The organism is Candidatus Limnocylindria bacterium (assembly GCA_036523395.1).
In the GTDB taxonomy this organism is placed as follows: Bacteria; Chloroflexota; Limnocylindria; order P2-11E; family P2-11E; genus CF-39.
This window is the reverse complement of sequence record DATDEH010000102.1, coordinates 37,149-56,224: the sequence shown is the minus strand read 5'-3', so window position 1 is coordinate 56,224 and position 19,076 is coordinate 37,149. Positions and strand designations below refer to the sequence as shown.

Sequence of the window (19,076 nt, the reverse complement as noted above, 5' to 3'; positions counted from 1 at the left end):
CGCATGAGCTTCGGCCCGCGCTACCGCGCCCTCGTGTATGTGACGCTCGCCCTGTCGTTCCTCGTCGTCGTCTGGGGCGGCGTCGTGCGCGTCAGCGGGTCCGGACTCGGCTGCCCGGATTGGCCGCTGTGCCATGGACAGTTCCTGCCAGGCCTCGACACGGCCACGCGCATCGAATGGTTCCATCGCTTCATCGCGATCGCCGGTGGCCTGAGCCTCGCGGCGCTCGGCCTCATCACGGTCGCGAGGTTCCGCCGGCGTTCACGCGTGTTCGCGCTCGTGATCGCGGCGGGCGTTCTCTACGTCCTGCAAGCGGTCCTCGGCGGGATCGTCGTCCTCCTCGAGCTCCCGAACACGTGGGTGACAGCGCATCTCGCGAACGCCGAGATCCTGCTCGCGGTCCTCACTGTCCTCGCCGTCGAGGTCCGCTGGCCGGAGCTTGCGACGCGCACTCGAGGCGCGCCGTGGACGGCGGTCCTGCTCGCAGCGGCGGTCGGCACGTTCGTCCTGATGCTCACCGGCGCGTACGTGCGCGGCGCCGACGCGAGCACCGCGTGCACGACGTGGCCCCTGTGCGACGACGGCGCGTTCCCGGCCTTCGGCGCACCCGCGATCCACATGGCGCACCGCTGGGTCGCGGGGGTCGTCGGTGTGGTGCTGCTCGCGGCGTGCTGGCAGGCGTGGCGTCACCGGCGCGAAGCGCCGGGGCTCGGATCATTCGCGGTCATGACCGCGGTCGCGTTCGTCGCACAGGTCGCCGTCGGCGCGGCGAATCCGCTCAGCGGTTTTTCCCCGTGGGCTCTTGGTGCCCACCCCGCACTGGCGTCGCTGGTGTGGTGTCTCACCGTCGCGCTGACCGTGATCGCCTGGCGTCCCACGATGCCGTCGCGCGAGCTCGTGTCGGACATGGTCGCGCTCACGAAGCCCGCGATCATGTCGCTGCTGCTGCTCACGGCGATCGGCGCGATGTTCCTCGCGGCGCGCGGCGTGCCTCCGTTCTCGCTGATCGCGGCGACGATCGTGGGCGGTGCGGCCGCGAGCGGTGGCGCGTCCGCGCTGAATCATTACTTCGACCGCGACATCGATGAGCTGATGCGCCGCACCCGCCGCAGGCCTTTGCCGTCGCATCGTGTCCCGGACGAGTTGGCCGTCGGCCTTGGGATCGTTCTCAACGTCATCGCGTTCGCCGTGCTCGCGCTGTTCGCGAATGTCCTCGCCGCAGCGCTCGCCACCTGTGGCACGCTCTTCTACATCCTCGTCTACACGCTGTGGCTCAAACGCTCGACGGTGCAGAACATCGTCATCGGTGGCGCTGCCGGCGCGATCCCGCCGCTCGTGGGATGGGCGGCGGTCACGGGCTCGCTCGACCTCGAGGCGTGGCTCCTGTTCGCGATCATCTTCTTCTGGACCCCCGCCCACTTCTGGGCGCTCGCGCTGCTCATCAGCGATGACTACAAGCGCGCCGGCATCCCGATGCTGCCGGTCGTGCGCGGCGAAGAGGCCACGACGTGGGGCATCTTGACGTACGCGCTCTCGCTCGTGCCGCTGTCGCTCCTCCTGTTCCTGGGTGGTGGCCTGGGACCGCTCTATCTCGTCGTCGCGGTCGGTCTCGGTCTTGTGTTCGTCGGCTGGGCCGTGCGACTGCTGCGCGTGGCCGCGGCACGGCGCCGCGCCGTCGCGCGCGGCCTGTACGTGTACTCACTCCTGTATCTCGCGCTGCTATTCGTCGTGATCATGGTGGACAGCTCACTACGGCTCTAGCCGTCGTCGCCGCCGTCCTAGCGGCGGTGGCGTATGCGCGCGGCGTGCGCCGGATGAAGCGCCGGCGGTGGTCGGTGTGGCGCACGGGAGTCTTCTTTCTCGGCACCCTGACGCTGCTGCTCGCGCTGGCGCCGGCGCTCGAGGTCATCGCCGCCGACCTGTTCAGCGTCCACATGCTCCAGCACGTTCTCCTCACGACGATCGCGCCGCCGCTCCTCTTCATCGGCGAGCCAGTGCGTCCGCTGCTGCTTGGCCTGCCTGATGGCATCCGCGCCCGCGTCGTGCGGCCGCTCGCGCGGAGCGGCTCCGTTCGCGGCATCGTCCATTTCCTCCGCCATCCGCTCGTCGCGGTCGTGCTCTTCGTCGGTGGCGTCTACCTGTGGCACTGGCCGGCGCTGTACGACGGCGCGGTGGAGGACGCGCGGATCCACGTCCTCGAGCACGCGCACTTCTTCGGCGCTGCGATGCTCTTCTGGAGCGTGGTCATCGACCCCATGCCCTTCCGCGGAACGCTGCCGTACGCGGCGCGGATCATCTATCTGCTGCTCGCCGGCGCCGCCCAGAACACGCTGCTCGGCGGCATCCTGTCGTTCTCGACCCGGCCGTTGTATCCGCACTACGCCGAACGCACCGTCCGATATGGCATCGACGCCCTGACCGATCAGCGGATCGGCGGTGCGCTCATGTGGGTGGTCGGTGACGCGGTGTTCCTGCTCGGCGTCTCGCTCGCGTTCTTCCGCTGGCTCGCGCACGAGGAGGAAACGCAGCGTCGCCGCGAGCGCGGTACGCTGCATTCGTGATCCGCCTCTCCCTCGCGCTGCTCTTCGGCGTCGCCGTGACCGTCGCGGCGTGCTCTGCGGCGGCGGAGACCATCCCGACCGACGTCGACGTCGCGGTCCACATGCAGGACTACAAGGTGATCCTCAGCGTCCCGACGGTAAAGGCCGGCACGGTGAAGTTCGGGATCAAGAACGAGGGCGGGATGGAGCACTCCTTCGAGCTCATCAGGACCGATCTGCCGTTCGACAAGCTAGCGACGACCGCGGATGCGAAGGCGAAGGAAGACGGTCTGATCAAGCAGGTGAAGAGCCTGCCGGTCGGCAAGGTGTCCGTCGTGAGCGCGGACCTCGCGGCCGGGAAGTACGTGGTGATCTGCAACGTCCCAGGCCACTATCAGCTGGGGATGCGGGCGGCGCTAATGGTCCAGTAAAGCTATTTCAGCGTCTGCAGGAACAGGACGATGTCGTGGACCTGCTGCTGTGAGAGACCAAGGTTCGGCATGAGCGTTCCGGGCTTGACCGCAGGCGGATTCGAGACCCACTTCGTCAGGTTCTCTTCATTCACCGGCGAAAGTGCACCGCCGGCGATGCTCTTCTTGCTCATGACATGCGTCAGGTTCGGCCCGATCTTCCCTTGGGCGGTGGTCTTGTCGATCGTGTGGCATCCCACGCAGGCGAGCGAGAAGAAGAGCTCGCGCCCGACCTTCGACGCGGGATCGAGGAAGACGTTGGCGTCCTTCACGGCCTGCGTTGCCCAGGCCGCGTACTCGCTGGGCGGATGGGCCACCAGCGTGATGAGCATGTCGGCGTGTCCATCGCCGCAGAACTCGAAGCACTGGCCCTTGAACGTACCCGGCTTGTCGGCCTGGATCCAAAGGTCGGTGGCGCGACCAGGGACGGCGTCCTTCTTCCCGCCGATCGAGGGGACCCAGAACGAATGGATGACGTCCTTCGCCGACAGCTCGATCCGCACCTTCATGCCGACCGGGATGTGCAGCTCCTCGCCGGTCTTTAGGTAGGTGTTGTCCAGGAGTTTGAAGCGGTCCTCGTGGGGATAGCTGAAGGTCCAGGTCCACTGGCTGCCCTGGGCCTGGACCACCATCCCCACGTCGCTGCTACGCGTGTTGTTGATGAAGTCGAGCTTCTGCCATGAGAGCACCGAGAAGCTGACGACCATGAGCGTCGGGATGACGGTCCAGGTCAGCTCGAGGAAGTTCTGTCCGTGGAACTGCTTCGCGACGTGCCCAGGCCGCTCGCGGAACTTGATCCCCGCGTAGATGAGCCCGCCGTCCACGATCGCGAGCACGACCACGGCGGCGACGAACATGATCCAGTAGAGCTCGGCGATCGACTTCGCTTGCGGACCCTGCGGGTCGTTCGGCCATGGGCCATCGGCGAGCGCGTAGGTCGATGAGACGAGAGCGATGACGAGAGCGGTGATGACGCCGAGGGCCACGCGCATGCGCACCGAGAACATCGCGCAAAGATTAGGGCGTCGTTTCGACACGCGCCAATCGGCCTCCTAGACTGTCGCCCGTGTCCGGACACCACGAAACGACGACGACGGCCGAGCCAGAGCCACATCTCCCGCCACCGAGCCTCTCACCGCCGATCATCGGTCTCGGAGTCACGATCATGGCGTTCGGGATCCTGTTCGGCGTCGTCCTCATCGCCGTCGGCGTCGCGATCCTGCTGATCGGGATCGTCACGTGGCTCATCGATGACGCTCGTGCGTATGTCGCGGCCGGCGATTCGGCCGGTCACGGCGGCCACTAAAGGATGAGCTCACGCACTGAGGAGCGTCCCATCGTCCGCGGTCGCCGCGAGCGCCCGCGCGACCGCCTTCCGCTCAATGACACAGGCCTCGAATCACAGCCCGGGCGCTTCTCGCACGCGATGTGGGGCTGCATCATCTTCATATCGTCGGAAGGGATGTTCTTCGGGGCCCTTTTCACGACGTATTTCTTCCTGCGCGCTCGCGTGCCGGAATGGGAGCCCATCTTCCAGCGCTGCGCGGCCGAATGCGAGAAGCCGCATTGGAACTCGGCCACCGACATCTTCGGCGTCCAGGTGCCGGTCGTCGCGATCAACACGGTGGCCCTGCTCGCATCCAGCGTGACCATGCAGTTCGCGGTGAACGCGATCAAGCGCGGCGATCGCACTGGCCTCATCCGCTGGCTCGCGCCGACGATCGTCCTCGGGATCTGGTTCATCTCCGGTCAGCTCTACGAGTACACGAAGCTCGGTTTCCTTCCCGACAACAGCATCTTCACCGCGGTGTTCTTCACGCTCACCGGCTTCCACGGTGCGCACGTCACCGGCGGCATCCTCATGAACATCTACGTCTTCATCCGTTCGCTCAAGGGCCAGTTCTCAGCGCGGCGGCACCTCGCGGTCGAGGCGGCGTCGATCTACTGGCACTTCGTGGACGTCGTCTGGATCGGCCTCTTCACGATCATCTACATCATTGGCTGACGGCGAAGCCGCCATTGGCTAGTCCGACCCCTCCCTGATCAGCGCACGCAAGTCATCGAGAAGCCAGTTCGTCGGATCGCTCGAGTGCAGGATCGCCCGCTCCCGTCCGCGCCGGTCGATGAGATAGATCGCGTCGTTGTGGTCCACCGCGCGCGCACCGGATGACGCGAACGAGCCGATGCCATACAGAGCCCAGACGGCCTCGAGCTGCGCCCGCGTTCCGATGAGGTAGTGCCACCGCTCGCTGAGGTCGTGCAGGGTCGAGAACTCGCGGACCGCGGCCGGCGTGTCGCCCTCGGCGTCGACCGAGACGGCGACGAACTCGACCTTCGACATGTCGTCGCCGAGCGACCGCTGCGCCGCGCGGAACTGACCCGCAGTGAGCGGACACACGTCGGGGCAGCGTGTATAGAGGAACGCGAGCGCGACCGTATTCCTCCGCAGTGACGACAGCGTGAGGCCCTTGCCGCTGACGCCGTCGGTCAGCGTGAAATCTGGTGCCGTGTTCTTCTCGAGCTCGGTGCCAAAGAGGTGATCCTCGCCGCACGCCGACATCACAAGCGCGCAAGTGAGCGCGAGCACGATCGCGCGGATCACCGTTCGAGCATATGGCCCATCATCGACGCCATGCCCCCATTCGCCGTCAGCCTCGGCTATGTCGTGCTCATCGCGCTCTGGGGCTCGACCTGGGCCGCGATCAAGGTCGGGGTCGAAGCTGTCCCGCCATTCGTCTTCGCGTTCGAGCGCGCCGTCGCTGTGTCGATCGTCCTCGTCGGGCTATCGCTCGCGATGGGGCATCCGTTCCCACGTGAGCGCCGCGTCATCGTCTCGTCGATCGTCGTCGGCATCTTCAACACCGGATCGAGCTGGGCGATCATCTTCTGGTCGGAGCAGTACGTGCCCAGCGGACTCGTCTCGGTCTTCGGCGCGTCATCCCCGATCTGGACGGCGATCCTCGCGCACTTCCTCGTGCGTGGCGACCGGCTCTCCGCGATGAAGGTCGTCGGTCTCATCCTCGGGCTCATCGGCATCGCGGTGCTCGTTGGCGCGCCGGATACGAACGGGCGACCAGAGGCTCTCGTTGCCAGCGTGCTGCTCGCGTTGATGCCGATCACCTGGGCGGTCGGTACGATCCTGCAGGCTCGTGAGCTGCGACAGGGCTCGCCGCTGCCGCTCGTCGCGATCGGGACGTGCGCCGGATCGCTCTTCCTGTTGCCGTTCGCTGCTGCGCAGGCCGGCACGGTCGCCAACTGGAACGTGGGCGCCGCGCTCGCGTTCGGCTACCTCGTGGTCTTCGGCTCATGCGTCGGGCTGGTGCTGCAGATGTGGCTCACCCGCCGGCTACGCCCCACGACGATGACCCTGGCCCAGGTCGTCATCCCGGCGCAGGCGCTCCTGATCGGCGCTTTAGCGCTCGGCGAGAACATCACCTGGCGGATGGTCGCCGGGGCGGCCTTGGTCGTCGTTTCTGTGGCGTTGAATGCCGTCGCAGGCGGCGGCACTCGAGCCGAGCCGACGGTGGTCGCGTCTCCGGCCGACTAAGTCGCGCGCTGAAGGACGATTCGATTTCGGACAAACCCTCCTTTACTTCCGCTGCCAACGCAGCGATAGTCCCGGTGACGGGCCCAGCGACAAATTCGCCGGTGGGGTCGGGAGGACCCACTGATGTCGCTACGTCGTTTCGTGCAGATCCTCGCGATACTCAGCGCCTTCGCGATCTCGATGAGCGGGCCGCTCGCGTCGACCGCCCTCGCGTGTGACCCCAATGCAGGCGGCGGAGACTGCTGGCACCCGTAGTCGCTTATGGCTTCAAGGGCCGACCGAGACCCCGCTGGGGCACCTGGGCCCGTGGACCCCGACCGGCAACGCCCCGGTCTCGGTCCGAGATTCGTGAGTAAAGACCAAATTGACCAGACGCTTGTCGCGCCGTAAAGTGCGCTCGCGATGCCAGCCATCCGCTCCCCGATGGTCGCCGACGTCGGCGCGCGCATTCGTTCGCTGCGAACGGCCAGGGGACTGACGCAGGCGCAAGTCGCCGAGCCCAACTACACCAAGGCCTACATCTCGATGCTGGAGTCCGGCCGGACGCGTGCCTCCATGAAGGCGCTCGAGCACATCGCCGGCGTTCTGGGTGTCAAACCGTCCGATCTGCTGGGAGGCATTGCGGCGCCGGCGACCCCCCAGTTCGAGCTCTACGAGGCACGTCGCTACATCGAGCAACACAAAGAGCGTGACGCGATACCGATACTGGAGGCGCTCGAAGAGGGTCTCACCGCCCCTGACCAATTGCTGCGCCTCCGCTACCTCGCGGTCGCGTACAACGCCACCGGACAGCCAAAGCAGGCGTTTCCGTTGATCGAACGCGCGCAGCGGATGGCCGAGCTCCTTGATGACGCAGAAGAGCAGGTTCGCGTCAGCGCGGTGCTCGCCAGCGCGTATTCGCGGACGTATGCGTACGAGGAGGCGCTGCGACTTCTTCGAGACATCGTCGCGGCGTGCGACAGCGGCGTACTCAACGACCCGGCATTCCATTTCCGTCGCCTAGTCGACCTCGCGCTGGTCCTGACGAATCTGCGGCAGCCCAAGCAAGCCCTCGCGGCATACGAGCGCGCGATCGTTCTGGCCGAGGAGTTCCGCGATCGCCCGTCGCTCGGCGCTCTCTACTCAGGGATGGCGAAGACATACCAGAACGAAGGCGACCTCGAAGCGGCGATCGTGTACAACCAGAAGAGCCTCCAGATCTTCGAAGAGCTCGAGCTCTTCGATCAAGTCGCCTGCACACTCGACAACGCGGCGTTGCTCTACGCCGAGTATGGAAACCGTGAGCGAGCCCGCGAGTGCCTTACTCGCGCCGCGGTACTCGCGGTCGAGACGCAGCGCGACGGCACGACGGCGTCGATCAAAGCCTCAGAGGCCGAGGTCACAGCAAAGACCGACCCGAAGCAGGCGCTCGACATGGCGCAGGAGGCGCTCAAGTTCGCGAAGCGCGTCGACCAACCGGACGCGCAGGTCCGGCTCCTTGTCCTTCTCGGCGAGCTGCGTATGAACGCGAACGCGGCCGCAGCGCGCAAATCATTCCAGGAAGCGCGACTTCTGGCGGAAGAGCGCGCGCCGCATCTGCTGCGCGTGATCTTCGATCGTTGGTCGCATGCCGCTGAATCGACCGGCGACAGCGAAGAGGCGCTGCGACTTGCGCGTCGCGCGCTGGAGACCGTTCGCACATAGCGCCAGCGTCTGCCTCTAGCCTTCCTCACATGACCCTCACCGCCGCTCTCGTGCGCGAGCGTGTGCGTGGCACGATCCTCGAGCGCATCGGCGATACACCGCTCGTCCCGCTCCGCCGGATCGGCGCAGGTCTCCGTGGCGAGCTCTGGGCGAAGATCGAGTCGGCCAATCCCGGTGGCAGCGTGAAGGACCGAGCCGGACTGTGGATGGTCATCGCCGCCGAGGAAGAGGGCCTCCGCGAGGGTGCGGTCATCCTCGATGCGACCAGCGGCAACACCGGGATCGCGCTGGCGATGGTCTGCGCGGTCCGCGGGCATCGAGCGCGTCTGGTCATGCCGGACAAGGTGTCGCTCGAGCGAAAACGGGTCATACGCGCGTTCGGCGCGGAGCTGGTCCTCACCGATCCGCTCGAGGGGACGGACGGCGCGATCCGTGAGGCCCGGCGCCTGGCCACGACGAGCGGCCACGTGTACGTGGACCAGTACGCGAATCCGGCCAACCCGCGCTCGCACGAGCTCACGACCGGACCAGAGATCTGGTCGCAGACGGATGGCCGCGTCACGCACTTCGTCGCCGGGGTCGGCACATCCGGCACGATCGTCGGCGTCTCCGCGTCGCTGCGGCCGCGGGGGGTTCGCATCGTGGCGGTGCAGCCGGACAGCGCGCTCCATGGGATCGAAGGCTGGAAGCACATGCCGACCGCACTGCGTCCGGCGATCTGGGACGAACATGCCGCGGACGAGCACGGCGTGATGGGGACCGACGAGGCTATCGCCATGACAAGGCGCCTCGCGCGCGAGGAGGGCATCTTCAGCGGCGCATCCGGCGGTGCCGCCGTTGCCGCAGCAGTCGGGATAGCGCGGGAACAACCCGGCCGTATCGTCGTGTTGATCGCAGATGGGGGAGAGCGCTACCTGAGTACGCCCCTGTGGGAGTGACACCTTGAGCGTGACCGTGCGTCTACCGGGCGCCCTCCGCGACACGACCGGTGGACAGACCAAGCTGGAAGCGCGTGCTGGCACGCTTGCCGATGTCATCTCCGACATCGATCGTCGCCACCCTGGCTTCCGATCGCGCGTGCTCGACGACACCGGCGCGATCCGCACGTACGTGAACGTGTACATCGGCGACGACGACGCGCGCAGCAAAGGCGGCACGGGCGCGGCCGTCCCCGACGGCAGCGAGGTCATGGTCATCCCCGCGATGGCCGGCGGCGCCCGATAGCCGAATCGCTTCGCTTCCGGCAGGCGCTGCAGGACGAGATCACCGCGCACGCCCGCGCGGAAGCGCCGCGTGAGGTCTGCGGACTCCTCGCGGGGCGCGCGGGCGCGGTGACACGCGTGATCCGCTGCACGAACGTGCATCCGACCCCGACGACGCGCTATGTCATCGACCCGCTCGAGCAGCTGAGGGCGTTCCGTTCGATCGATGCCGCGGGCGAGGAGCTGCTGGGGATCTATCACAGCCATCCCGTGAGCCAGCCGTATCCCTCGCCGACCGATCGCGCCGAAGCGCACTACCCGGACGCGGTCTACGTCCTGGTGTCAGTTCGTACGTCGACGCCCGAAGTCGCGGGATTCCGGATCGGTGCGGACGAGTTCATTCGCACGGTGACGCTGATCCCCTAAGGGCTTCGCGTTAACGCGACTCGCGTATGCGCCATGTCGCCGCGATGGACGCGGCCTCGGCGAGCGAGGCCCGCTCGTTGGCCGGCTCGACGAAGTGGAAGATCAGCGCCAGCCCCTGTGTGCGGGGCACGGCGGTGAATTGCCGGTAGACGACACGGCGTCCCTGGTATGTGCCGCCGTACTGGTCATCGACGGCGATGACGCCGTTGACCCGCACGACGGTCCGCTCGCGAAAACCGTTCTCGAGGCCCTGGCGCTCCGAGATGGAGGCCGAGTCCGCGTATGAGTCGGCCGTCGCGAGCGGGACGCCACCGGCGCGGGCCACGCGCAGCTCGGCGACGTCGGATTCGTAGCGTGCAGCCTCGCCCTGAGCGCCGGTCGTCACGTTCCTCCAGCCGGCCGGAAGGACGATCGTGAAGTCGGTCGCTTCGAACGTGGTGCCCGTCATAGGCGTCGCTTTGAGGTCGTCGACGAGCTGCGGCGCGATCGCGTACCCCGCGAATCGGATGCGCGAGATCTGGTCTCCCATGACGAGCGCGCTCGTCAAGAGCATGACCACGAACGGGACCACGGCGAACGCCGGCGGCAGCAGGGCGCGGAGGTTGATCCCGAGACCCACGACGGCGCGGACGATCGCGAGGACGGTGATGGCCCCTGCGACGGGAAGCAGATCCGGCGCGAGCACCACGAGCACCGCGGCGATCGGGGCGAGCAGCAGCGGCGCGAGCGCGAAGCTGAAGGCGGTGTACGCCTGGTCGAGCGTCAGGTCCCGCCTCCGGAGCAGCCGCGCGGCGTAGTACCCGACCGTCGCCACGATCGCGACGGTGACCGCGAGCCGGATCCCGAGGAAGACCGAGTCGACGAGCACCTGCGGCACGAACGCGAAGGGTGAGAAGCTCTTCGAGGTCAGGATCATCGCGTCGATGGCGATCGAAAGGGCGAACCCCGCGAGGATCGCCACGAGCACCCCGGCCAGACCGTAGTGCTCCCGCGCGAGTGATCGCGCGAAATCGAACGGATGGAGCAGAGAGCGCAGGATCTCGGAGCGGAACCAAGCGAGCTCCCCCGTGCTCTCCATCCGCCCCGAGCCTACGGGGAGGCGGCGCAGTGCGTCCGCCGAGTGCAGCGCGGTTCACAAAAAAGACGACCCCCGCGTCCGGGGGCCGTCTTCTGTTCGCGTTGCGTGCCCTTCGCGCTACCGAGCTACCGCCCTCACTTCCGGGCTAGATGCGGGAGACCACACAGAAGCGTGGTCCTCTTGTTCCGAATCAAAAACCGCTCGGCAACGCTCGTTCGGTGTGGCCCCCTTCCGCCGGGGGCGTCATCGATCGACCTGAAGGACTCCGAACAGTTTGTGCAGCCGGACCATGACACCTCCAGCGACGTTGGTGCTGGGTCTTGTCTGCTCCGTTCCGCGGAACACCATTGTTCTACACCCACTCATGGGGAGTGCGTCAAGAGGCCAGTCTCGTGGGCAGACCGCGTGTGAAATTCGGTAGCGGCGTCAGCGGCGGACGCGCAGAAGATCGCGGATCTGGCGCGGAACGATCCTCACATCGGGCCACCACGACTCATCCGCGTCGATGCCGGCCGCGGCCGCGGCCTCGACCAACAACGCGACGGCGCTCCGGAGGTCCGACAGGCGGACGATCTCCGGCGTGAACGCGTTCGAATGCTCGCCCTGGTTGTGGTAGTTCACATTCGGCACCGCGATGGCGGTCGAGCTCCAGCCCAGTCTCACGAACGCCGATGACTCGCAGGTGCCCCCGGTGAGCAGCGCGCGCTGGGTCGCGACTCCGGCGGCCGTGAGCTCCTCGCGCGCGACGCGCAGGAAGCGCTCCGCGTCGTTGTCGAACGTGTTGTAGACGTCGCCGGCACGGACGACGACACCACGACCCGGCGCGGCGTGCGCCAGCGCGCGGCTCGCCTCGAGGGACACGACGATCGCGTCGCGCGGAAGCAGCCCGTCCTCCGCGACGAGCCGCGCGCCGAACAGGCCGGTCTCCTCGGCCCGCGTGAAAACGGCGTGCACGTCATGCGGGCGAGGATCGTCGCGCAGCGCCGCGAGCACCAAGATGACGACCGCGCAGAGGGCCAGGTCGTCCGCGGCGCGCAGGTGGAGCTCGTCGCCGTTCACCGCGAACGGCACGAGATCCATGACCGCCCACTGGCCGGCGCGCAGCTCGCCTTCCGCGCGGATCCGGCAGTGCCCGGGAGAGTTGTGGAGAGCGTCTGGAGCCGAGACATAGCCGTCGAGCGTCGCGGCGAACGGCGGGCCCTCGGCGTCGTCGTACACGAGCACCTGGACCGTTCCTGCGAAGAACTCTGGATACAGGCCACCGAGGATGCGCGCGCGTCCTTCGCGGCCGCGCGCCTCAGTTATCTCGAAGGCCGGGTGGTCGGCATGCGCGACGAGCGCCAGGGCGCGCTTCGCGTTCCTACGGGTCGAGCGCGCCGATACCTGACCGTACGCGTCCTCATTCACAGTCAGCGCGCTCCGCTCGAGCTCGGCACGGATCGCGCGCAGCGCGCGGAACTCGTGATACGGCGCTGTCGGTGCTGACGCGACCCGTTCGATCGTGGCGAGCGTCGCGTCGATGTCCGGCATGAAGGAGCGCGGCATGCGTCGCGAGGATATCGTCAGACGTCAGTGCTTCGTCTGTACGACACGCGCCGCCGCGCGGTCGTCCCATTCCGTCCGCTCTCAAGCCCCATCACCGTGTACGTCTGCGGCGTCACGCCGTATGACACGACGCATCTCGGCCATGCACGGACGTTCCTCGCGTTCGATGTCCTCGTGCGCCACTTCGAGGCCGGCGGCAAGGCGGTGCGCTACGCGCAGAACGTGACCGATATCGACGAGTCGATCCTCCAGCGCGCCGCGCGCGACGGCGCGAGCTGGCGGGATCTCGGCCGGCGTGAGGAGCGGGCGTTCCTGGCGGATATGCGCCGACTCGGCTGGCGGAAGCCGGACGCGATGCCGCACGCCACGCGCGAGATCCCGGCGATGCGCGGCATGATCGACGTGCTCCTCGAGAACGGCTGCGCGTACGAGATCAAGAGCGGCGTCTACTTCGACACCTCCCGCGCCCGCCACTACGGGGAGCTCTCGCGCCTATCGGTCGCTCGGATGCGACGCATCCTCGCCGCCCAGGACGACGCGGCGCTCGACGATCCGCAGCGCCGCCATCCGATCGACTTCGCGCTCTGGCGCAACGTTGCCAGCGGTCCGCTGTGGCCGAGCAAACACGGCCGAGGTCGCCCCGGCTGGCACATCGAGTGTTCGGCGATGTCGCTGCGCCATCTCGGTGCGCGCATCGATATCCACGGCGGCGGCGCCGACCTCGTCTACCCGCATCACGAGAACGAGATCGCGCAGTCGGAATGCACGACCGGACAGCGGCCCTTCGTCGGCTGGTGGATGCATAGCGGTCCGGTGCGGCTCGAGGCCAAGAAGATGTCGAAGTCGCTCGGGAACATGATCTTCGTGCGGACCGCGCTCGAAACGACGACCCGCCAGGCGCTGCGGCTATATCTCCTCGATAGCCACTACCGCCGCCCGTTCGACCACGATGAGGAGAAGCTGGTCCGCGCGGGTGAGCGAGCCGCGGCGCTGGCCGACGCGCTCGGCCGCGGTCCGGTCGGGCCCGTTGGTCGCGACCGGGTGACGCGCGAAGTGCTCGCGGCGCTTGACGACGATCTCGACACACGGACCGCGATCCGCACGCTCGAGCGCGGCGCGCCCAAGTCGACCGCGTCGGCGAAGCCCTCGCTCCGACACATCGCGCGTCGCGTGCTTGGGGTCCTGTGAATCAGGTCGACCTGCTAACCGAGATCCTCGCGCGCGAAGGCGCCGAGGCACTCGGCTGGGAGCGAGGCCGTCCCGGTGGATCCGCCGTGCGAACGCTTCTCCGTCCTGCGGCGCGGCGCATCGCGCGCGAGTTCGCCGCATGTGACGAAGTCTTCGCGACGCGCGCGCTTCCCTATGCGGCGCGCTGGAGCCTGGACCACTTCTCCGCCGACCTCGAGGTCGCCGGCCTCGATCGAGTTCCCCGCTGCGGTCCGATCCTCGTGGTCGCGAACCATCCCGGACTCACTGACGCGGTCGCGCTCATCGCGGCTCTCGATCGTCCGGATGTCCGCATCGTCGCGGCGGACTATCCGTTCCTCCGCGCGATGCGCGGACTTGGACCTCGGCTCATCTTCCTCGGCGCCACCGGCAGATCGCAGCTCAGCTGGATACGAGCCGTGGCTCGAGATCTACGCCAGGGGCGCGTCGTGCTGCTGTTCCCCGCGGGACGTCTCGAGCCCGACCCGGCGGTGCTTGGCCGCGACGGCGCGCTCTTGCCGTGGTCCGACAGCGTGGCGCTGATCGCGCGCCTTGCGCCCGAGGCGCAGATCTTGCCCGCCGCGGTGGCTGGCGTCCTGTCGGCGCGGGCCTTCGCTCACCCGCTGACCCGCATCAGACGAACGCCGCGCGATCGTCAGCGGGTCGCGACGCTTCTTCAGATGATCGACCCGCGTTTCCGATACGTGTGCGCCCGCACTGCGTTCGATGCGCCGCTCGTGGCCGGGCGCGATAGCGTCAGTGCGGCACTCGCCTCGCGCATGCACGACCTCATCACTGGTCCTCCTCCATCGACACGCCTCCTACCATCGCTCCTACGTGAAGCGAGCCCCGCTCACCCCGGATGAGGCGACCCAGCGCAACCAGGTGCGGCGATTCCTTGACCTGTTGACTGGCATCGCGGTCGTGTCGGGCTTCTTTGCGCCACGCAAGCGGTCTCCAATCAGCTCTGGAGATCGTGGGCGATCGTGATCGCTCTCGGCGTATTCGCTGCCCTGCTGCAGGCGTGGCCTCGGCGGATCCTCGTGAACGGGAGCGTCGAGTCGGCCGTAACGGTGATGGCACTCGCGAGCGCAGGGCTGATCTTCGCGACGTCGCTCATCTCGCCGGCCGGTGCCCTCCTCGCCGCAACGGGCCTCCTCATCCCGATCATCGCGGCGGTGCCGTATCTCGAGGTCAAGTCGCTTCGCCGACTCATGATCATCGCGTGGGTCGCCAGCATCGCCACGGCTGCGGCAAGCCTGCTCCCCGATCCGGTGCCCTCGAGCAGTGATGCGGGATTGGCCCGGCTCTGGGGTTCGGTCGTCGTCTCAGGATTGGTGCTCTTCCTTCTCTATCAATCGACGGAGAGGCTCAGGGCATCGAGTCGCGAGTTCAGCCGCCTCTTCAGTTTGTCGTCTGACCTGGCCGAAGCGACGGACCCGGGAGTTCTCGGCGACCTCGTCGCCCGTCTGGCCGAGCGCGCAATGGGTCTTCTCGCCGAACCGTTCGACCTGGGCGGTCAGTCGGTGAACGTGAGCGCCTCGATCGGTGTAGCCGTGCGGACCGACAGCGCCACTGGCGTGGACGAGCTCATCCACGAAGCGGATGAAGCGATGTACGCGGCCAAACGCGCGGGAAAGGGCCGCGTCATGCGTGCCGCGCCCGTATCCTTGGGAGTGCGCGGCCCGGTCGCCTAGTGGTCCAGGGCGCTTCCCTTTCAAGGAAGAGGTCAGGGGTTCGAATCCCCTCCGGGCTACTGACCCGCGTCGTTATTCAGTTCTTACGCCGTGCGTATTTCGGTCAGGCCCCTTCCCTGTTGTGGCGGCCGCTTCCCCGTAGGCCGCTTTCCTTTCGTCGCTTCGCGGAACGCGGTGAGCGGCGACGGTCCGCGTCGTCGCTCTTCGAACGGCCGGCTCTTGGTGTATCGCTCGACCATCCGTCCGGTGCGCCATCCGCCTTCGGCCTGCAGGTCGAAGCGGCTGCCGCTCGCCGAGCGGTGGTAGTTCGTCGCCCAGGTGTGGCGGAGCATGTGCGCGCAGAGATCGTCGATGCCGGTGCTCACCTTGAGCCGATCGAAGAGCTTGCGGACCGCGTTGCCGGTGAGCGCGTGACCGGAGCGATCGGTGAAGAGCGGCGCGTCCGGAACGGTGTCGCCCTCGCGGATGTCGTTGATGTACCTGTCGAGCTCCTTCGCGGCCTCGAGGTGGAGCGTGACGTCGCGGGCTTCGCCGGACTTGCTCGTCGCGGCGCGGACGTGGAGACAGCGCTCGCGCAGGTCGACGTCGCCGAGCCGAAGACCGCAGAGCTCGCCCCGGCGGATGCCGCACACGAGCAGCGTCATGACGATGGCGCGGTCGCGTTGACCCGTCTCGCCTTGTCCGGCGTGCGTGAGGAGCCGAAGCAGCTCGTCGTCGGTGAGTGCGCGACGCGCCTCGTCCTTGATGCGTGGTGCGCGGATGTGCTGCAGGACGCTTCCGCCGCGGTCCGCGAGGATCCTGCGCTCGGCGAGGAACGTCGCGAGCGAGCGCAGCGCCTTCCACGCGGCGTGCGCGGACTGTGTGGAGACCATCGTTCGTCGGTGTTCGAGATACGCGTTGACCGTGCCCGGTTCAACGTCTTCGACGCGCGTGGGCCGGCCGAGCTGTGCCGCGACCCAGCCGTCATAAAGCCGGAACTGCAGCCGGTAATTGGTTTGCGTTGCCTGAGATAGGTCGTGGCGGTGGACCAAGAAGCTCTCTGTGACCTCCTTGAGGTCGGCCTTCTTGTCACGCAAGGCCGACCACCTGAGCACTGCTGCGCGGGATTTCATCTGTTCTTCTCCCCGCGCCGGACCGACCGCGGAGAACACTACTCGCGGTCACAAGCGTGACTGCGCGAACGCGTCTCAACAAAGTCGCGCTACGCACCCGGCGCCGCCGCGAGCTGCTCTGGACTCGCCGCCGCAAGCTGCTCTGGACTTGCGAACAGCGACGACTCCTTGTTCCCGGCGACGCGCCAGCGAGCGCCGAGGACTCCGGATTCGCCCAGAAGCGCGTCGATCGCACAGAACTTGAACACCAACCCGCCCGAGGACCACGGGTGCTCCTTAAGTCGCACCGTCGTCGCATCCCAGAGCGCCGCGGCGCGCGCCGCGGTGGGTGTGATAGTGAGGGTCATCGGCCAGCGCGGCAGCTGGGCGCGCCAATCGCCGTCGTAGCGGGCCGAGATGTAGCGGTCGATCTTGCCGGCGAAGAAGCGCGTTCCCTCGGTTCCCAGATCGACTTCGACGAACGCATCGATCAGCGCCCTGCCCAGGCGATAGACCAAGCGCGCGTCGGGGAGCAGCTTTTTGCTCCCGAGCTTGATTGCGGTCTGCCAGTCGCACTCCCACAGCTCCAGCTCGTGCCCGGGATTCCCGCGCGTGGCCCGACGGAAAGCGAGCTCGACGTCGGCGGCCATCACGCTGTGGGCGAAGAGGAACGGCGCACGCCGCGCCGGCCGCCGCGAAGGAATGTCCGGGTAGAACGTCGTCGCGAGCCGCAGCCCTGGCGTCGTGAGGAAGTAACCGGGGAGCGTGGAGCCGGCGACGGCACCGCCACTCTGGCGCGGCGTGGCGGCCACGAGGCCCTGGCGCTGGAGCCGTCCCAAGAGCCGCCACGTGACGACTTGGCGGGAGCGTGGCGTGAGCGTCGACTCCGCGAAGAGGAACTCCTCGATCTGAGGGTGGGTGAGGAAACGGTGGAGCGCGAGGAGCCGAACGACATCGGCCTCGCGCCGGCCGGCGGTGATCAGTGGCTTTTCTCACACGAGACGACGAAGGATCTCTCGAACGAGAAACTCAGCACCCCAGGGACGCGTCGCACCTCGTAGGAATCGGACGAAAGTCGAGGTCGGACAGTTGGCCGAGACCAACGCCCACCCAACGGCGATACCAATAGCCCAGCGGCGAAGATGCTAACGAGGAATGTCGGCGGCACCCTCGCGGTGTACCGGAACGACCCCATCGGCCACCGTGGCGCACTTCACATTGAGAATGTGACCAAGTGCGGCTGTCGTCCGAAGTCGCCGGGCCCGAGCTCAGGACCACGGAAACGCTCGGTGAGCCTCCCGTAGTGTCTGGGAGCGAACCTTGCCAGCGCTAAACATTTCCAGGTACTTGCTGCATTAACTGGGTGTTGGATCAAGGCCCGCACGCCAACCGCGGAGCGCTGGGAGCGCGTTTACAGGGAAGAGGCGCCGCGCGTCTTTCGGGCGCTGCTCGCCAGTCTGCGGGATCGCGACGCGGCCCGTCACGCTCTACACGAGGCATTTCTCGCAGGGCTGGAGCCGGCCGCCGGCACACGACGAAAACCTCGCCGGCTGGCTCTTCCGGGTCGCTCTTCGCCAATCGCGGCGCGGGCCGTACCGGCCGCTTCTGTCGGGCATCGCGGATGCGCAGTGGCCGGCGAGAGACGACGAGCTCGCGCACGCGCTTCGAGGCATGGGATGGCGCGTTTCGCTGCAGGTCAAGCAATGAGCTCGTTGGACGCGCAATTGTCGGAGGCGTTCGTTCGTGGGCGTCGCGACGCTTGCTGGCCGGGTAGGTAGACGAGAGAGCGCAATTTTACAGAATTGTGTGTTGACCCAATTGTGGAGTGAGTGTATTCAACTGAACAGCAATGCGCCTCCTTGGCTTAGCACCGCGCGACCGGCAACGGACCATGACCAAGGGATACGCGTGGGACGCGGGCTGCTCGACGATCCAACGGCACCGCGGGGCACGCCGCCCTATCTCGACGGGCGGACGAAAGTCTTAGAGACCTATCGACGCGAGTCTGTTTAGCACGACGTGCCGCAGCACTCCCAAATCTTCTCGACTGAGGTGAACACATGGCCGGCGTAGTGCGTAGCTTGACCGTCATGTCCGTCGCAATCGTGCTACTGCTGTCATCGGTTTTGGTCGATGCAGCGCATGCCGCATCAAGTTCAGGGTGTTTCGTCTCACTCCACGGTTCTCTCGAAGTGAGTCGGCTTATTCGCGTTCATGAAGTGGTCGCTTGGGTCGATAGTCGCTGTCAGATTCACATTAGTGAGACAAAGTCATCAGCCACACCGACGGGCGGGCCGCGAAACGCTGCGGTCATGGCGAGCTCACTCCGGGGATGTCGCACAGATAACATCATGTGGGACGATCTCGGGCTCGCAGACATGACCAGGCTTAGGGAATCAATCGAGTTCTACTACGACGGGTCGACCGCGGTTCTTAACAATCACTTTGGATCGGCGTACACCGCCGGAGGTAGCCCGTATAGCTCGTCAAACTTCAGTGAATACGCCTATGCTTCGGGACCGGCTTCAACTATCGAGGCGGATGCGTCGGCTGACTATTACTGGTGGGGATCGTACGACCACTACAAGACC

20 protein-coding genes and 1 tRNA gene are annotated in these 19,076 nt (G+C 67.0%); 15 read left to right on the top strand and 6 right to left on the bottom strand.

The window, feature by feature from the left end; translation table 11 throughout:
- Positions 1 to 3: 3 nt before the first annotated feature.
- The 3 genes from VI056_13055 to VI056_13045 are packed head-to-tail and all read left to right on the top strand — an operon-like array spanning position 4 to position 2,971.
- Positions 4 to 1,761 carry a heme o synthase gene (locus VI056_13055; protein HEY6203954.1) on the top strand — a complete coding sequence of 586 codons (1,758 nt, stop codon included), beginning with the start codon at positions 4 to 6 and terminating at the stop codon, positions 1,759 to 1,761.
- A gap of 26 nt (positions 1,762 to 1,787) precedes the next feature.
- Complete coding sequence (locus VI056_13050) at positions 1,788 to 2,561, top strand: cytochrome c oxidase assembly protein (protein HEY6203953.1); 774 nt, start codon at positions 1,788 to 1,790, stop codon at positions 2,559 to 2,561.
- The gene (locus tag VI056_13045) at positions 2,558 to 2,971 is read left to right on the top strand and encodes a sulfocyanin-like copper-binding protein (protein HEY6203952.1); all 414 of its coding nucleotides are present in this window, start codon (positions 2,558 to 2,560) and stop codon (positions 2,969 to 2,971) included. Before VI056_13050 ends, VI056_13045 begins: the two co-directional genes overlap by 4 nt.
- A 2-nt stretch (positions 2,972 to 2,973) precedes the next feature.
- On the opposite strand, the gene coxB is transcribed toward VI056_13045, so the two are convergent.
- Complete coding sequence (coxB, locus tag VI056_13040; GenBank protein HEY6203951.1) at positions 2,974 to 4,017, bottom strand: cytochrome c oxidase subunit II; 1,044 nt, start codon at positions 4,015 to 4,017, stop codon at positions 2,974 to 2,976.
- 59 nt (positions 4,018 to 4,076) lie between these two features.
- Here coxB and VI056_13035 point away from each other — a divergent pair, with 59 nt between their 5' ends.
- On the top strand, positions 4,077 to 4,316 hold the full coding sequence (locus VI056_13035) for a hypothetical protein (protein ID HEY6203950.1): 240 nt from the start codon (positions 4,077 to 4,079) through the stop codon (positions 4,314 to 4,316).
- A gap of 3 nt (positions 4,317 to 4,319) precedes the next feature.
- The gene (locus VI056_13030; protein HEY6203949.1) at positions 4,320 to 5,015 is read left to right on the top strand and encodes a heme-copper oxidase subunit III; all 696 of its coding nucleotides are present in this window, start codon (positions 4,320 to 4,322) and stop codon (positions 5,013 to 5,015) included.
- A gap of 18 nt (positions 5,016 to 5,033) precedes the next feature.
- Here VI056_13030 and VI056_13025 read toward each other — a convergent pair whose 3' ends face one another.
- Positions 5,034 to 5,612: an SCO family protein gene (locus tag VI056_13025; protein HEY6203948.1), complete on the bottom strand. Its 579-nt coding sequence runs from the start codon at positions 5,610 to 5,612 to the stop codon at positions 5,034 to 5,036.
- A gap of 30 nt (positions 5,613 to 5,642) precedes the next feature.
- Here VI056_13025 and VI056_13020 point away from each other — a divergent pair, with 30 nt between their 5' ends.
- The 6 genes from VI056_13020 to VI056_12995 all read left to right on the top strand — a co-directional run bounded on the left by VI056_13020 (position 5,643) and on the right by VI056_12995 (position 9,868).
- Positions 5,643 to 6,557, top strand: a complete 915-nt coding sequence (locus tag VI056_13020; protein HEY6203947.1) for an EamA family transporter — start codon at positions 5,643 to 5,645, stop codon at positions 6,555 to 6,557.
- Positions 6,558 to 6,680: 123 nt separating this feature from the next.
- Positions 6,681 to 6,812, top strand: coding sequence for a hypothetical protein (locus tag VI056_13015; GenBank protein ID HEY6203946.1), 132 nt, complete (start codon positions 6,681 to 6,683; stop codon positions 6,810 to 6,812).
- Between the two features lie 147 nt (positions 6,813 to 6,959).
- On the top strand, positions 6,960 to 8,240 hold the full coding sequence (locus tag VI056_13010; GenBank protein ID HEY6203945.1) for a tetratricopeptide repeat protein: 1,281 nt from the start codon (positions 6,960 to 6,962) through the stop codon (positions 8,238 to 8,240).
- A gap of 29 nt (positions 8,241 to 8,269) precedes the next feature.
- Entirely contained in the window at positions 8,270 to 9,178 is a 909-nt protein-coding gene (locus VI056_13005; protein HEY6203944.1) for a pyridoxal-phosphate dependent enzyme, read from the top strand.
- A gap of 4 nt (positions 9,179 to 9,182) precedes the next feature.
- Positions 9,183 to 9,464, top strand: coding sequence for a MoaD/ThiS family protein (locus VI056_13000; GenBank protein ID HEY6203943.1), 282 nt, complete (start codon positions 9,183 to 9,185; stop codon positions 9,462 to 9,464).
- The gene (locus VI056_12995) at positions 9,461 to 9,868 is read left to right on the top strand and encodes a M67 family metallopeptidase (GenBank protein HEY6203942.1); all 408 of its coding nucleotides are present in this window, start codon (positions 9,461 to 9,463) and stop codon (positions 9,866 to 9,868) included. The genes VI056_13000 and VI056_12995 overlap by 4 nt, the downstream gene beginning before the upstream one ends.
- Before the next feature lie 10 nt (positions 9,869 to 9,878).
- Here the strand turns inward: VI056_12995 and VI056_12990 are convergent, their stop codons facing one another.
- Positions 9,879 to 10,946, bottom strand: a complete 1,068-nt coding sequence (locus tag VI056_12990) for a hypothetical protein (GenBank protein HEY6203941.1) — start codon at positions 10,944 to 10,946, stop codon at positions 9,879 to 9,881.
- A 426-nt stretch (positions 10,947 to 11,372) separates the two neighbouring features.
- A complete protein-coding gene (locus VI056_12985; protein HEY6203940.1) occupies positions 11,373 to 12,491 on the bottom strand; it encodes a M20/M25/M40 family metallo-hydrolase in 1,119 nt (372 codons plus the stop codon).
- A gap of 27 nt (positions 12,492 to 12,518) precedes the next feature.
- On the opposite strand from VI056_12985, the gene cysS reads away from it, so the two are divergent.
- The 4 genes from cysS to VI056_12965 all read left to right on the top strand — a co-directional run bounded on the left by cysS (position 12,519) and on the right by VI056_12965 (position 15,453).
- Positions 12,519 to 13,679, top strand: coding sequence for a cysteine--tRNA ligase (gene cysS / locus VI056_12980; protein ID HEY6203939.1), 1,161 nt, complete (start codon positions 12,519 to 12,521; stop codon positions 13,677 to 13,679).
- Complete coding sequence (locus VI056_12975; protein HEY6203938.1) at positions 13,676 to 14,563, top strand: 1-acyl-sn-glycerol-3-phosphate acyltransferase; 888 nt, start codon at positions 13,676 to 13,678, stop codon at positions 14,561 to 14,563. The genes cysS and VI056_12975 overlap by 4 nt, the downstream gene beginning before the upstream one ends.
- Positions 14,564 to 14,683: 120 nt before the next feature.
- Positions 14,684 to 15,394 carry a diguanylate cyclase gene (locus VI056_12970; GenBank protein ID HEY6203937.1) on the top strand — a complete coding sequence of 237 codons (711 nt, stop codon included), beginning with the start codon at positions 14,684 to 14,686 and terminating at the stop codon, positions 15,392 to 15,394.
- Positions 15,380 to 15,453, top strand: a tRNA-Glu gene (locus tag VI056_12965). Before VI056_12970 ends, VI056_12965 begins: the two co-directional genes overlap by 15 nt.
- Positions 15,454 to 15,477: 24 nt before the next feature.
- On the opposite strand, the gene VI056_12960 is transcribed toward VI056_12965, so the two are convergent.
- Together VI056_12960 and VI056_12955 are read right to left on the bottom strand one after the other, a co-directional pair.
- Positions 15,478 to 16,470, bottom strand: a complete 993-nt coding sequence (locus VI056_12960) for a tyrosine-type recombinase/integrase (protein ID HEY6203936.1) — start codon at positions 16,468 to 16,470, stop codon at positions 15,478 to 15,480.
- A 125-nt stretch (positions 16,471 to 16,595) separates the two neighbouring features.
- On the bottom strand, positions 16,596 to 17,465 hold the full coding sequence (locus tag VI056_12955) for a replication-relaxation family protein (protein ID HEY6203935.1): 870 nt from the start codon (positions 17,463 to 17,465) through the stop codon (positions 16,596 to 16,598).
- Positions 17,466 to 19,076: the final 1,611 nt, after the last annotated feature.